Source organism: Actinomyces oris (assembly GCF_001937665.1).
In the GTDB taxonomy this organism is placed as follows: Bacteria; Actinomycetota; Actinomycetes; order Actinomycetales; family Actinomycetaceae; genus Actinomyces; species Actinomyces stomatis.
In genome coordinates, this window is record NZ_MSKL01000033.1 from 1 (window position 1) to 13,695 (window position 13,695).

Below are 13,695 nucleotides of genomic sequence, written 5' to 3' on the forward strand. Positions count from 1 at the left end.
TCTTCAAGATAAGGTCTCCACAAGACGGACTTGTCCTTCTTGGTAGGCCCCCAGCAGACTACTGGGTTGATAGGCCAGAAGTGGAAGACCGGCAACGGTTGACAGAGCTGACTGGTACTAATAGGCCAACACAAACAACAACACCCCAACACACCACACACACAGCGTGCGTGGGTTGGGGGGTGAGCACAGTAAGCATGCGCAAGGCGTCCACTATACGGTCCACACCCAACCCAACCACCAACCACACCACAGTGTGGTGGGCAGGCACCAACCCAGACAATCAAATCAACAGCACACGAGACAGGCACTGCACTGCCCATATAGTCGTCTCGGTGGTCACAGCGACAGGGAAACGCCCGGCACCCATCCCGAACCCGGAAGCTAAGCCTGACAGCGCCGATGGTACTGCACCCGCCAGGGTGCGGGAGAGTAGGACACCACCGAGCACAAACCACACAGTTGGCCCGGAACCGCGAACAGCGGTTCCGGGCCAACTGCTTGTTCAGGAGTTGACAGAGGACGCTCGACATCACCCTGCGCTGCCAGTGGTGACATCACGAAGGCTCTCGTTCTTCCTGTGAGATCTGCTGCGTGAGGGCTTCGATGGTGCTGGTGATGGCTTCGTCGGCGGCCGTCCAGTCAGCGGTTGTGAGTGCGAGAAGAAGAGCACCCCGATACCCTGCAAGCGCAGTCGATATGACTGACTCCATCCTTTGCGGGTGAACGTCCCAGGATGCGAGTTGGCCTCTCATGGCATGAACCCAGTCGTCGTCAAGGGTGCGGACGAGGGCGCGGTAGGTAGCCGGTTCGCGAACCGATAATGCGGCCAGCTCGAAGTAGAGCGCAAGAAAAGGCTGTGACTGCGGTTGCTTGGCCTCCTCCCACAGCCGGCCTATGGCCTCAGAGATGGTTTCGCTCGCGGTGGTAGATGCGGTCGGTGGGTCTTCTAGCATCTTCCTGATCGCAGGCTGGCGTCGACGTAGATGCCGGATCGCTTCCACGATCAGATTCTCTTTGCTGCCGAAGTGATAGAGCAGAGTGCGGGGGGAGACCCCCAGATCGGACGCCAAGGGCCTCAAGCTGAGTCCGTGGAGTCCTCGATTCAGGAGTGAGTCTGCTGCGTGATCGAGAAGCCTGGCTGCAATCCGGGGGTCCTGAGGTCTGGCCACCCCCTATTCTTACCACGGTCGTTTCAGTAATGTGGGGCTATGTGCTCGCAACATCTTGAACCTACCCGCGAAGACGTGCGCTCCGCGCTCGCCTATGGTGTGGGGATCTGGGGGCTGGCGACGACGATCATCGTGGTGGGCGGCCCGATTCTCGTACCTGCCACGGGATCCACCGTCGGCATAGGAGTAACTGCTCTGTATGTGCTGGGGGCGCTGCTGGTGTCCTACCTCGCCTACAGTGTCTACCGGCTGAGGCGCCCAGATACGTTGCTGCTTCGCCTTGTTTTCGGGACGACAGCCGCTGCATCGGGTCTCATTCTTGATGCAGTGACCTATGCTGTGTGCGCTGGACGCTATCCGGCCCTGTCCAGCTCTCAGCAGGGGTCAATAGCGTTCTTCTTGGTGGCTGCGTATGGCGCCATGCTTCTTGCTCCGCATCTACGTCGTCGTCGCGGTTAGCAACAGCGGCGTTGAGCTGAGGGTGCGGGGACGGAATCAACGAAGGCCTGTGCCGCCGGGCTGGGGTTGAAGGAGTCCCAAGCCAGGTACTCCACCCGGACCGGACCATCGCTAACGGGGATGCACACGCAGCCAGGCGCCTCGTGGGCCACACTGGGAGCGGTAAGAGCCGCCCCCAGCCCCTGACGCACCAATCCAGTGAGTAGGTCGGCCGTGTTCACCTCGAAGCTCACCTCACGGCGGAGCCCGGCCCCGTCAAAGGCCAGATCGGACTGCTCACGTCCCGACGACCCTTCCGGAAAATCCACGAACGGCTCGTCTGCCAGGTCCTCAAGGCGGAGCCGGCGCCGGCCCGCCAGTCGGTGCCCCTCCGGCAGTACCGCCACCAGGCGCTCCTGTGAGAGCTTTCGCGTCTGCACACCCCGCGGCGCCACGCCTTCCGCCAGGCCGAGGAACCCCACGTCCAGCTCCCCTGCCGCAATACGACGGAGGAAGTCATCACTGCCGCCGGTGCGCACGTGCACGCCGACCTCGGGATAGCTACGACGGAATGCCCCCAGGACGGCCGCAACATCCACTGCGGTGACAGTCGGGATCACCCCGATGCTCAGCGACCCTCTGATCTCGCCGTGAGCGGCCGCGGCCGAGACCTTCGCCCGCTCAGCCGCCTGCAGGCACAACCGAGCCTGCTTCATGAACGCCTCCCCGGCGGGCGTCACCTCCACCTTGCGGCTCGTACGCGCGAACAGCCTCACCCCGAGCTCGCTCTCCAGCGACTTGATCTGCCGGCTCAAGGCCGACTGCACCACGAAGCACCGCTCAGCCGCGCGCGTGAAGCTCTGCTCCTCAGCAATGGCCACGGCGTACCTCAACTGCTGCAGTTCCACCCATCCATCTTAAACGAGCATCGCTGTCATCCCATCTATGTCATCGACGGATCGATGCTCATCCCTCAGGCTGGACGCATGACGACTCATGCCGAACCCTCGAACGCCAGGTGCGACTCCCGGTCGGCCACACCCGACGGCGCCCTGTCATGCGGCCGGCCGAGAATCGCCTGGATCGCTCTGACGGCCCTGGCGCCGGCGGTCTGGGGGACGACATACATCGTCACCACCCGCGCCCTTCCCTCGGGGCATCCGGTCTTCGCGGCACTGATGCGGACACTCCCCGCAGGCGTCCTCGCCCTCCTCGCCTCCCGGCAGCTGCCGCGCGGAACGTGGTGGTGGAAGAGCCTCGTCCTCGGGGCCCTCAACATGACGTGCTTCTTCCCTCTCCTCTTCGTCGCCGCACAACGTTTGCCCGGAGGCGTGGCCGCGACACTCGGGGCCGCGCAGCCGATCATCGTCGCCGGCCTCGCCGTCGCCGTGCTCCATGAGCGCCTGTCGGCATGGAGGCTGATGTGGGGCGCGATCGGCGTCGTCGGTATCGCCCTCGTCGTCCTGGGGCCGCAGGCGCAGCTCGACGCCCTCGGGGTGGCGGCCGGCCTGGGAGGGGCTGTCTCGATGGGCCTGGGAGTCGTCCTCACCAAACGGTGGGGCAGGCCCGACGGCGTCAGCGCCCTCGGCCTGGCCGGCTGGCAGCTCACCGGCGCCGGCCTCCTGCTCATCGCGCCAGCCCTCCTCATCGACGGCATCCCAACCGGAATCGATGCGGCGGCCGCGGCCGGATACGCCTGGCTCGGGCTCGTGGGAGGGCTGGCCGCTTACGTCCTGTGGTTCGAGGGCATCCGACGGCTGCCGGTCACGCCGACGACGCTACTGGGTCTGCTCTCACCGCTGACCGCGGCACTCCTCGGGAGCGTCATCGCCGGCGAGGTGCTCACAGCCATCCAGCTCCTGGGATTCGCTCTCGCTCTGAGCGCGATGAGCGCGGGCCAGCTGGCCCCGCCCTCTTTCCGATCCTCCTCTCGAAAGGACCCCTCATGAGAATCACCGTCTTAGGCGCCACCGGCATGGCCGGGACAGCCGTCGTCAACGAGGCACTGCGCCGCGGTCACGAGGTGACCGCCGTCTCCCGGCGGCGACGCCATCAGGGCGGCGCCCTCCTCACCTCCTGCCTGCTGGACGTCACCGACGCCGAGGGCGTGGCCGGCCTCCTGGAAGACAGTGACGCCGCCGTCGTCGCACTCCGCCCGCCCGCGGGTCACGAGAGCGACCTGGTCCGACTGACAACGGCCGTCCTGGACGCCGCCTCCAGGAGCCGAACGCCTCTGCTCATCATCGGGGGCGCAGCTCCGCTGAGCTCGCCCACGGATCCCAGCACCCTCGCCATCGACGACCCCACCATTGTGCCGCCGGCCTGGAGAGACGTGGCCCAGGCGAGCCTCGATCAGTTCCGGGCCTGCCAGGCGCACAGCTACGAGGGCTGGGTCTACCTCAGCCCGCCGGCGATCTTCGGCCCGGGAGATGTCGCCGGCGCCTACCGCCGCGGAACCACCACGCTTCTGCGGGACGCCCACGGAGCATCCCGCATCAGCCCCGAGGACCTGGCACTCGCCGTCGTCGACGAGCTGGAGCACCCCGGCGGCGAGCAGCACGTCACCGTCATCGCCTCTGCCTGAGGGGACTCAGACCCAGGACGACAAGAACATGTGGTAGAGCCAGAAGGAGCGTGAGACCGTCTGCCCGGTCCAGATCGGCCACCAGAAGGCCGCCGCCGCGCAGGCCAGGAGCGTGACTACGATGATGAGGGAGATGCCCTCGGTGCGGATCTGCCAGGTGGGCGCCATCGTCCAGTTCGATAGGGAGGACCACGGCCTGCGCCGACCGGCTGGTTGCGGCGCTCCGTCGTCGGAGGGCTCCGGCGTGGCGGTGCCCTCCGACGACGTCGACGGGGCCGGGTAGCCGGTCAGCTCGGCGTAGGCCTGCTGCTGCGCCGTATCGGTCCGAGGACCGGTACCGGACTCGAGAGCGTCGTCGGCATCGGCCACGGCCGTGCTGATGCGGTACATGCCGGGATCGGTCTCCACCACCGGGGGTGTCCACACGGGTGTGCGCCCGAACTGCGGACCGAAACCCAGGAATCTGGCCCCCACGCCACGCCACGGCCGGATGCCCGGGCCGATCTGCCCCCTTCTGAGGGCCTCCATCTGAGCCTGGGCGCTTCGCGAGCCCGGCAGTGGTGGCAGCAGCCCGGAGCTCATGCCCAGCGCCAGCACGAGGACGAGGACGACGCAGGGCACGAAGGCCACTGTGTAGAAGGTGAAGATGGTGCGGTCCCGGTACTGGAACCACGGCACGTACAGGCCCAGGTAGCCGATGAGAGGCACCCAGACCCGCCAGTCGCGGTTCTTCACCCCGATGATGACCACGGCCGCCAGTGCCGCGACGGCCGACCACCAGATGACGATGTTCCCGATCGAGGTGATCGCCTGAATGCAGTCCCCACCCCAGCAGGTCTGCGGTACCTGAGCCTTGTCCTGCCAGAAGAAGGAGGTCGGCCGGGTCTGCAGCAGCCAGCCGGAGGGCTTCGACTGGTACGTGTGCGGCTCGGCCAGGCCCACGTGGAACGTGTACATCCTCTGGTGGTAGGCGATGAAGTCGTTGATGTTCTGGAACACCGAGTCGCTGACGTACCCGGACAGCCATGGCGCGGGGACCTGGCTGCGCGCATTGGGCTCCGCCAGTGTCCAGCCGTGCATGTAGGCGCTGGGGTGGGTGAACCAGGACCACCAGCAGCCGACGTAGACCGCGACCACCACCGGAATCGTCTGAAGGAAGTCACTCACGCCTTGGGCGACCGTGCCCTCCAGGAACCAGGCCCGTGCCCTCACCCGCCGTAGCGCCAGAGTGTCCCAGGTGACGACGACGATGCCGGAGGCCGCCACCAGGTAGAGCCCCGACCACTTGATGGAGCAGGTCAGACCCAGCGCGATGCCGGCCGCCAGCAGCCAGGGGCGGATCGTGGCGTGCGGGGCCCTCGCCCCGGGGCTCGTCCCCGCCATCTTGCGGGCCAACCTCGCCCGCGACCACTCCCGGTCACGGACCAGGCAGTACAGGGTCACGGTGGCGAAGAAACCGATGAACACGTCCAGCAGCCCGATGCGGGACTCGGTCAGGGCCACGCCGTCGATCGCCAGGAGCAGCCCGGCCAGGCCCGCCAGCAGCGGCGAGCGGGTCAGGCGCATCGTCAGACGCGCCAGCAGCATCACCGTGAGGATCCCGGCGATGGCCGGCATGATCCGCCAGCCGAAGGGCGACTCCGGCCCGAAGACCTCCATGCCGGCGCCGATGAGCCACTTGCCCAGCTGGGGGTGGACGACGTAGGCCGCCTCGTCGGACAGTCCGGAGAAGTCCCCGGCGGCGAAGGCCGCATCGGAGTTGTGCGCCCAGCTCCCCTCATAGCCCAGGCGCCACAGTGAATAGGCGTCCTTGACATAGTAGATCTCATCGAACATGAGCGTCTTGGGGTGGTTCAGCCCGATGAGGCGCAGCAGCGCCGCGATGACGCCGACGACGCCGGTGACGACCCAACCGCGGACCCTCACGGCGCGGGGCATCACGTCATCCACCGGCCCCAGCCCGAGCAGGGTGCGCAGCTCGGCCTCGGTGCGCTCGGCGACGGCGGGCTCGGCCGGTGCGGAGTCCGTGGCCTCATCCCGCCTCGGGGTGGGTTCCTGTGCTCGTTCCTGCTCCACGTCCGGGCCGGAGGAACCGTCACGGGACTGCTCGGGGGACTGTTCAGGGGACAGCGCGCTCGGAGTCGTCACACCCCGAGTCTAGGCGGCAGCCTCACCGAGAGCGCACCGACATACTGTGTCCCTATGATTGAGAGCAGCCCGTCCCCGGAAGCCGCGATTGGCGGAGACAGCCACGATGACCGACCCGGCCCGGGCGACCAGGTCGAATCCACTGCCGACGACGGCGTCGCTGCTCCCGCCGCCCACAGCCCGGACCTGCGTGGTGGGACGATCACCCTGGCCGCCACCCCGATCGGCAACGTCTCCGACGCCTCCCGACGCCTGCGCTGCGCCCTGGAGCAGGCCGACCTCATCGCCGCCGAGGACACCCGCCGGCTGCGGGCCCTGGCCCAGCGCCTCGACGTCGAGTCCCCTGGGCGCGTCATCGCCTTCCACGAGCACAATGAGCGCGAGCGCGCCCCCGAGCTGCTCGAGGCGGCCCGCAGCGGCCTGCGCGTCCTGGTCGTCTCCGACGCCGGGATGCCATCGGTCTCCGACCCCGGGTACCGACTCGTCCAGGCCGCGGTCCGCGAGCAGGTGCCCGTCACCGTCGCACCGGGCCCCTCAGCGGTACTGACCGCTCTGGCCCTGTCCGGGCTGGCCTCCGACCGGTTCTGCTTCGAGGGATTCCTGCCGCGTAAACCGGGGGAGCGGCGTCGCGCCCTGGAGTCCCTGGCCACCCAGGAGCGCACCATGATCTTCCTGGAGTCGCCCCGCCGCGTCCACGACTCCCTGGCCGCCATGGCCGAGGCCCTCGGTGCTGATCGCCCCGCGGCGCTGTGCCGGGAGCTGACCAAGACCCATGAGGAGGTGCTGCGGGCCCCTTTGGCCGAGCTGGCCCGGGCCACGGCCGACGGCGTCCTGGGGGAGGTGGTGCTCGTCGTCGCCGGAGCCGAGCCGGTCGCCGCCAGCCCCGAGGCCGCCGCACGCGAGGCCCTGTCTCTGGCCGAGACCGGCATGCGCCTCAAAGCGGCTGCGGCCCAGGTGGCCGGCGAGAGCGGTCTTCGCCCCAACGAGGTCTATCGCGCGGCTCTTGAGCTGCGTGATTCCGCCGACTGAACCGGCCGGGACACCGGCGCGGTAGATCCCGCTATGGTCGGGTCATGAACACCGAGCACCGCACCGGTTCCCAGGCCCGCGCTCGCCGGGCCCTCATCATCGTCGACGTCCAGCCCACCTTCTGCGAGGGAGGCGCCCTGGCGGTGACCGGGGGCAACGCCGTCGCCGAGCGCATCGCCGCCCACCTGTCCTCCCACCGGGGGGACTACGACCTGGTGGTCACCACCCAGGACTGGCACATCGACCCCGGTGAGCACTTCTCCAGCGAACCCGACTTCATCGACACCTGGCCCGTCCACGGCGTGGCCGACTCCGCCGAGGCCCAGCTCCACCCCGCCCTGCGCGGCCTGGACGCCGACGCCGCCGTGAAGAAGGGCCAGTACGCCGCCGCCTACTCCGGTTTTGAGGGTGTTGACGAGGACGGACGCACCCTGGCGGACATCCTGAGCGCCGCCGGCATTGAAGCCGTCGACGTCGTCGGCCTGGCCGAGTCCCACTGCGTCAAGGACACCGCCCTGGACGCGGCCCGGCAGGGCTACCGGGTGCGGGTCCTGACCGATCTGACCGAGCCGGTCAGCCCCGAGTTGGGACGTGCCGCCCGCGCCGACATGAGCGCCGCCGGCATTGAGCTGGCGCCCTCCCACTGAAGGCCGTCGACGCCGGTCACCAGGGCCGCGGTCCTGAACGACATGGGTGCCCTCACCGACTGTCTCGGCGAGGGCACCCATTGCGTTGCCTGAGGCGGGCTACTGGGCCGGCCATCCACCGGGCTGCTGGTACGGGCCCGGCTGTCCGGGCTGCCCCTGCTGGTTGTACTGGCCCTGCTGCACAGGCTGAGTGAATACCGACGGCTGCTCGGGCTGAGCCTGCTGCTGAGCCGGTTGCTGACCCGCCCATCCGAACTGGGCGGTCGGCGCGATCTGCGAGTACTGAGGCGCGGCTCCCGCCCCAGCGGCCGAGGGCGCGTAAGGGGCCGGTTCCGGCTGCTGGTACTGGGGCTGCTGGGCGTACGGCGCCGCCTGCGGCTGCTGGTCGGACTGCCAGGCGCCCTGGGTGTAGACGGTCGGGGCCCCGGGGACCGCCCCGGTCATCGTGCTGAACGCTTCACTCGTCCCGGCCGGAGCCGTACCGGCGGCGGCCAGCTTGGAGCGCCAGGCCATGCCGCCGGCACCCATCGCCAGGCCCACGACCGCCATGATGATCGCGCCGACAACCCCGAACAGTGACAGCAAAGTGGCCTTCGCCGACGAGGGGGCGACGATCTCGCCCACGGAGACTCCCGCGGTGCTGTGGCAGTCAACGGTGTAGGCGCCCGACTCCTGGGAGGAGAAGGTCGTGAAGAGCTGACCTCCCTTGACCTTCGTGGACGACGAGCCGGACTTCGTGGTGACCTCGTCACCACCGGGAGAGGTCACCGAGCACTCCGGTGCGTCGTCGCCGGTGCTGTAGAACAGCCCGTAGGTGCGGCCCTTGTTCAGCTCCACCGTGGCGGCCTGATCGTCCGGAAGGCTGGTGACAGTGGCGTTGAACTGGCCGCGGGTGACCGCCGAACCGATCCCGCCGAAGATGGCGATGAGGAGGAGGGCCAGCCCGGCCGCCGCCAACGCCGTCGGGGCGGCCAGGCTCCTGGACGTCGTCGGCCGGCCCTCTGCGCCCGGGTAACCGGCCTGGGGCGTCTGGAACGGTGCGGCCGGCGAGTACTGCGGAGGCCGGCCGCCGGCCAGGGCGGGGTCGTAACCGTTCGCCGCCCAGCCTGCTGAGTTCGCTGAGTACTGGGAGCCGGGGTACTGGGACATAACTGGCCTTTCTGGTCCATCGTGTCCGTGTGAGAGGCGCGTGGGAACACGTCATGACGGCGTGCACGGCAGTATCGCGATGCTGAGACCTCACGCACCCCGAGACCTGTTGGAAGGTGCTGAAACGTGCCGGAACACCCACCGAGCGGACGCCGCACGACTCGGACAGACTACCGGGTGCCGGTGCGGCCCCGCAGGCCGTGGACCGGATCCGCGGCCGTGGACTGAAGCGGCCGGGAACCCGATAGGCTGACCTCCATGACCCATATCCTGTCCGCAGTCGCCTGGCCGTACGCCAACGGCCCGCGTCACATCGGCCACGTCGCCGGCTTCGGTGTTCCCTCTGACGTCTTCTCGCGCTACATGCGCATGGCCGGTCATGACGTCCTCATGGTCTCGGGCACCGATGAGCACGGCACCCCGATCCTCGTCGCCGCCGACGAGGAGGGCCTCAGCGCCCGCGAGCTCGCCGACCGCAACAACCGGCTCATCGTCGAGGACCTCGTGGCCCTGGGCCTGTCCTACGACCTGTTCACCCGCACCACCGCCGGCAACCACTACCACGTGGTCCAGGACATGTTCACCACCGTGCGGGACAACGGCTACATGGTCCAGCAGGTGACCCGTTCGGCGATCTCCCCCTCCACCGGGCGCACCCTGCCCGACCGCTACATCGAGGGCACCTGCCCGATCTGCGGCGCCGAGGGCGCCCGTGGGGACCAGTGCGACACCTGCGGCAACCAGCTCGACCCCACCGACCTCATCAGCCCGCGCTCGCGGATCAACGGCGAGACCCCCGAGTTCGTGGAGACCACCCACTGGTTCCTGGACCTGCCCGCCCTGGCCCAGGCCCTGGGCACCTGGCTCGACGAGCGCGAGGCCTCCGGCACCTGGCGGCCCAACGTCATCAAGTTCTCCCAGAACCTCCTGGGCGACATCCGCCCGCGCGCCATGACCCGCGACATCGACTGGGGCATCCCGGTGCCCGGCTGGGAGGACCAGCCCACCAAGCGGCTCTACGTATGGTTCGACGCCGTCATCGGCTACCTGTCCGCCTCCGTGGAGTGGGCGCGCCGCAGCGGCGACCCCGAGGCCTGGCGCGCCTGGTGGAACGACCCGCAGGCCCTGTCCTACTACTTCATGGGCAAGGACAACATCGTCTTCCACTCCCAGATCTGGCCGGCCGAGCTCCTGGGCTACAACGGCCAGGGGGAGCGCGGCGGCGAGCCCGGGCGCCTGGGCTCGCTCAACCTGCCCACCGAGGTCGTCTCCAGCGAGTTCCTCACCATGGAGGGCAAGAAGTTCTCCTCCTCCCACGGCATCGTCATCTACGTGCGCGACTTCCTCCAGCGCTACCAGGCCGACGCCCTGCGCTACTTCATCTGCGCGGCCGGCCCGGAGACCGCGGACGCGGACTTCACCTGGGCGGAGTTCGTGCGGCGCACCAACGGCGAGCTCGTGGCCGGCTGGGGCAACCTCGTCAACCGCACCGCCTCCATGATCCACAAGCGCTTCGGGCAGATCCCCGAGCCCGCCGAGCTTCAGGACATCGACCGGGCCCTGCTCGACGCCATCGAGGCCGGTTTCGCCTCCGTGGGCGGCCTCATCGCCCAGCACCGCCAGAAGGCGGCCCTGGGGGAGGCGATGCGCCTGGTCGGCGAGGCCAACAAGTACGTCGCCGACACCCAGCCCTTCAAGCTCAAGGGCGAGGACCCCGAGACGCAGGCCCGCCTGGCCACGGTCCTGCACACGCTGGCCCAGGCTGTCGCCGACCTCAACCTCATGCTCTCGCCCTTCCTGCCGCACGCCGCCAACGACGTCGACCGGGTTCTGGGCGGGAACGGCCGGATCGCCCCGATGCCCCGCATCGAGGAGGTCGACGAGCTCGATCCCGAGCACCTGCCCGAGGCCTTCGACGGCCGCACCGGCTACCCGATCATCACCGGTGACTACCAGGACGCCCCCACCTGGGAGCGCCACCCGGTGACCGTCGGGACCCCCGTGGCCAAGCCGGCCCCGGTGTTCACCAAGCTGGACGAGTCGATCATCGAGGCCGAGCTGGCCCGTTACGCCGGCTCCGTGCCCGACGACGTCACCGGCTCCTGAGGGCGCATGGGCTCGAGGAAGCGCGACCGCTCCTGGCCGCCGGCCGACGCCGTCGCCCCCCTGGCGGCCCCGGTCACCGACAACCACACCCACCTGCCGGTTCCCTCGGATCCCGGCGGCCCCGGATCGGAGGAGCCGCTGAGCGCCGCCGAGCTGGTCGAGCGCGCCGCCGCCGTGGGCGTGACCCGCGTGGTGACCTCCGCCTGCGAGGTCACCACCTGGGAGGAGAGCCTGGCCCTGGCCCGAGAGCTGCCAGGGGTGCGCGTGGCGCTGGCCGTGCACCCCAACGAGGCCGTCCTCCACGCCGGGGTGCGCGAGACCGGGCCCGACGGGCTCGTCCCGCGCGCCCGGGCGCACCACGACGAGCCGCTCGAGCAAGTCATGGTCCGCCTGGAGGAGACGCTCAGGGCGAACGCCGACGTCGTCGTCGCCGTCGGAGAGAGCGGCCTGGATTTCTTCCGCACCGGTGACAAGGGGGCCGCCGCTCAGCGCGAGGCCTTCCGGGCGCACATCGCCCTGGCCAAGGACCTCGACCTGCCCCTGCAGATCCACGACCGTGACGCGCACGCCGCCTGCGTGGAGGTACTCAAGGCCGACGGCGCTCCCGGGCGCACCGTCTTCCACTGCTTCTCAGGCGGCCCGCAGCTGGCCGCCGCTTGCGTCGAGCACGGCTGGTACGCCTCCATCGCCGGCCCGCTCACCTACCCGGCCAACACCTCCCTGCGGGAAGCGGTCGCCATCCTGCCCGACGAACTCCTCCTGGTGGAGACCGACGCCCCCTACCTCCCTCCCAAACGCTGGCGCGGCCGCCCCAACGCCTCCTACCTCCTGGGCGATACGGTCCGCTTCCTGGCCGAGCAGCGGGGCCTGAGTGAGGAAGACCTCTGCTGCCGTCTGCAGGCCACCACCGAGGCGGTCTACGGGTCCTGGTGATCGCTTCGGCCTCCTGGGGCCGCAGGGATGCTCGGACATAGCTGCTCCTGACGTCCTGCGGGGGTGGGCGCCCGGAATCCGGGGAAGCGGGAAAGAGGGGGCAGGAGACCCGGTGCGGCCGATTTTGTCCGGACGATGGTTCCCAGGTTGTCACTGTTCGTTCAGGACTGTCCCAGGTGGGTGGCAGGTGGGAATCAGGCGGTCTCTGCACGGTTCCATCACAAGCTCACAGGGTGTGAGCAGACGCATTGGCACGCCCCTGGGTCATCGGTTACGGTGACACGCAGTCGTCAAACGAAGGAAGTTCTATCGTGGGTCGTCACTCCCAGACCAGCTCCCTGAGTACTACACTCGCCGGCCTTGGCTCCTTGGCCTCCAAGAAGGGGACCGCCTCAGGCGTCCACGGCCGTCGTCGTGCCGATGGGCCTGCCAAGACCTCCCTGACCCCCATGCTGTTCAAGGCGGGGGGCGCCGCAGCCGCCTTCTCCCTGGCGGTCTCCGGTGCCGCGTACGCGGCCATCTCCGCGGGGGATGACGAGGGGCGTTCCTCCTCGGGCGGTTCCTTCGGGCTGATCGGCGGTGAGTCCGAGGGGCAGGCCAAGGCGGCCGCCACCGAGAAGGCGGGCTCCGGCAAGATCGCCAGCGCTCAGACCTCCACCACCACCGTCGACGAGCCGCAGGTTCACGGCACGGTGAAGAAGGAGAGCGACGCCCTGCCCAAGGGTGAGACCAAGGTCGAGACCGCCGGCGTCGACGGGCTCGTGCGCACCACCTATGAGGTCACCACCCAGGACGGCAAGGAGGTCTCTCGCACCCCGGTCGCCCAGGTCGTCGTCACCAAGAAGGTGGATGAGGTCGTCCTGGTGGGTACCGGAGCGCAGCAGGCCCAGCAGGAGGCCGCCCAGGCCCAGCAGGAGGCCGCCCAGGCTCAGTCCTCCGGTGACGGGCAGGCCGCCCCTCAGGCCGACGGCGGTGGTGAGGGCTCGGGCAACAGCACTCCGGCGCCTGCGGCCAACCCCGGCGCGGGGACCGACCCTGAGAGCGCCAAGGCCATCGCCCGGTCCATGATGGCCGGCCACGGCTGGGGGGACTCCGAGTTCTCCTGCCTGGAGAACCTGTGGACCCGTGAGTCCAGCTGGAACTACCAGGCCGAGAACGCCTCCTCGGGCGCGTACGGCATCCCCCAGGCGCTGCCCGGCACCAAGATGAGCGAGGTGGCCGACGACTGGGCCACCAACCCCACCACCCAGATCACCTGGGGTCTGAACTACATCTCCGGCCGTTACGGCACCCCCTGCTCGGCCTGGGCTCACTCCGAGTCCGTCGGCTGGTACTGAGTCGAACCGGCCGTCCGGGACGTCGTCGACGGCGCCCGTCTCCCTGTGGGAGGCGGGCGCCGTCGCCATTGCTGCGAGATGCATGTCACAAAGGAGTGAGGCGGTTTATTGTCGCCGCCGCGACGCTTCCACTACCGTGGCACTCGCCGTCG

General features: G+C 69.1%; 11 protein-coding genes, 2 rRNA genes and 1 pseudogene. 9 read left to right on the forward strand and 5 right to left on the reverse strand.

Annotated features, from left to right (window positions below; all coding sequences use genetic code 11):
• Both BKH28_RS13640 and rrf read left to right on the forward strand, forming a co-directional pair.
• Positions 1-142, forward strand: a 23S ribosomal RNA gene (locus tag BKH28_RS13640); the annotation flags it as partial.
• A gap of 189 nt (positions 143-331) precedes the next feature.
• Positions 332-449 (forward strand): 5S ribosomal RNA (gene rrf, locus BKH28_RS12365).
• A gap of 108 nt (positions 450-557) precedes the next feature.
• On the opposite strand, the gene BKH28_RS12370 is transcribed toward rrf, so the two are convergent.
• The 3 genes and pseudogenes from BKH28_RS12370 to BKH28_RS12375 all read right to left on the reverse strand — a co-directional run bounded on the left by BKH28_RS12370 (position 558) and on the right by BKH28_RS12375 (position 2,518).
• Entirely contained in the window at positions 558-1,004 is a 447-nt protein-coding gene (locus BKH28_RS12370; RefSeq protein WP_256695997.1) for a hypothetical protein, read from the reverse strand.
• A gap of 6 nt (positions 1,005-1,010) precedes the next feature.
• Positions 1,011-1,172 (reverse strand): annotated as a pseudogene (locus tag BKH28_RS14030) (TetR/AcrR family transcriptional regulator); the annotation flags it as partial.
• Between the two features lie 455 nt (positions 1,173-1,627).
• Complete coding sequence (locus BKH28_RS12375) at positions 1,628-2,518, reverse strand: LysR family transcriptional regulator (RefSeq protein ID WP_075419090.1); 891 nt, start codon at positions 2,516-2,518, stop codon at positions 1,628-1,630.
• A gap of 78 nt (positions 2,519-2,596) precedes the next feature.
• Between BKH28_RS12375 and BKH28_RS12380 the strand changes: the two genes are divergently transcribed.
• Together BKH28_RS12380 and BKH28_RS12385 are read left to right on the forward strand one after the other, a co-directional pair.
• Complete coding sequence (locus tag BKH28_RS12380) at positions 2,597-3,559, forward strand: EamA family transporter (RefSeq protein WP_075419110.1); 963 nt, start codon at positions 2,597-2,599, stop codon at positions 3,557-3,559.
• Entirely contained in the window at positions 3,556-4,194 is a 639-nt protein-coding gene (locus BKH28_RS12385) for an NAD(P)-dependent oxidoreductase (protein ID WP_075419091.1), read from the forward strand. The genes BKH28_RS12380 and BKH28_RS12385 overlap by 4 nt, the downstream gene beginning before the upstream one ends.
• Positions 4,195-4,200: 6 nt before the next feature.
• Here BKH28_RS12385 and BKH28_RS12390 read toward each other — a convergent pair whose 3' ends face one another.
• Positions 4,201-6,342, reverse strand: a complete 2,142-nt coding sequence (locus tag BKH28_RS12390) for a dolichyl-phosphate-mannose--protein mannosyltransferase (protein ID WP_075419092.1) — start codon at positions 6,340-6,342, stop codon at positions 4,201-4,203.
• Positions 6,343-6,396: 54 nt separating this feature from the next.
• On the opposite strand from BKH28_RS12390, the gene rsmI reads away from it, so the two are divergent.
• Both rsmI and BKH28_RS12400 read left to right on the forward strand, forming a co-directional pair.
• On the forward strand, positions 6,397-7,371 hold the full coding sequence (gene rsmI, locus BKH28_RS12395; RefSeq protein ID WP_075419093.1) for a 16S rRNA (cytidine(1402)-2'-O)-methyltransferase: 975 nt from the start codon (positions 6,397-6,399) through the stop codon (positions 7,369-7,371).
• Positions 7,372-7,415: 44 nt separating this feature from the next.
• Positions 7,416-8,018, forward strand: coding sequence for an isochorismatase family protein (locus BKH28_RS12400; RefSeq protein WP_075419094.1), 603 nt, complete (start codon positions 7,416-7,418; stop codon positions 8,016-8,018).
• A gap of 99 nt (positions 8,019-8,117) precedes the next feature.
• On the opposite strand, the gene BKH28_RS12405 is transcribed toward BKH28_RS12400, so the two are convergent.
• Entirely contained in the window at positions 8,118-9,167 is a 1,050-nt protein-coding gene (locus BKH28_RS12405; protein ID WP_075419095.1) for a hypothetical protein, read from the reverse strand.
• A 258-nt stretch (positions 9,168-9,425) separates the two neighbouring features.
• On the opposite strand from BKH28_RS12405, the gene metG reads away from it, so the two are divergent.
• The 3 genes from metG to BKH28_RS12420 all read left to right on the forward strand — a co-directional run bounded on the left by metG (position 9,426) and on the right by BKH28_RS12420 (position 13,543).
• A complete protein-coding gene (gene metG, locus BKH28_RS12410) occupies positions 9,426-11,273 on the forward strand; it encodes a methionine--tRNA ligase (protein ID WP_075419096.1) in 1,848 nt (615 codons plus the stop codon).
• Positions 11,274-11,279: 6 nt separating this feature from the next.
• The gene (locus tag BKH28_RS12415) at positions 11,280-12,206 is read left to right on the forward strand and encodes a TatD family hydrolase (RefSeq protein WP_075419097.1); all 927 of its coding nucleotides are present in this window, start codon (positions 11,280-11,282) and stop codon (positions 12,204-12,206) included.
• A gap of 311 nt (positions 12,207-12,517) precedes the next feature.
• On the forward strand, positions 12,518-13,543 hold the full coding sequence (locus tag BKH28_RS12420) for a G5 domain-containing protein (RefSeq protein ID WP_075419098.1): 1,026 nt from the start codon (positions 12,518-12,520) through the stop codon (positions 13,541-13,543).
• Positions 13,544-13,695: the final 152 nt, after the last annotated feature.

Bases quoted from the DNA above. Each gene is read 5' to 3' on its own strand.
- BKH28_RS12385 (WP_075419091.1), top strand. From the start codon at position 3,556: ATGAGAATCACCGTCTTAGGCGCCACCGGCATGGCCGGGACAGCCGTC.
- rsmI (WP_075419093.1), top strand. From the start codon at position 6,397: ATGATTGAGAGCAGCCCGTCCCCGGAAGCCGCGATTGGCGGAGACAGC.
- BKH28_RS12400 (WP_075419094.1), top strand. From the start codon at position 7,416: ATGAACACCGAGCACCGCACCGGTTCCCAGGCCCGCGCTCGCCGGGCC.
- BKH28_RS12415 (WP_075419097.1), top strand. From the start codon at position 11,280: ATGGGCTCGAGGAAGCGCGACCGCTCCTGGCCGCCGGCCGACGCCGTC.
- BKH28_RS12405 (WP_075419095.1), bottom strand. From the start codon at position 9,167: ATGTCCCAGTACCCCGGCTCCCAGTACTCAGCGAACTCAGCAGGCTGG.
- metG (WP_075419096.1), top strand. From the start codon at position 9,426: ATGACCCATATCCTGTCCGCAGTCGCCTGGCCGTACGCCAACGGCCCG.
- BKH28_RS12380 (WP_075419110.1), top strand. From the start codon at position 2,597: ATGACGACTCATGCCGAACCCTCGAACGCCAGGTGCGACTCCCGGTCG.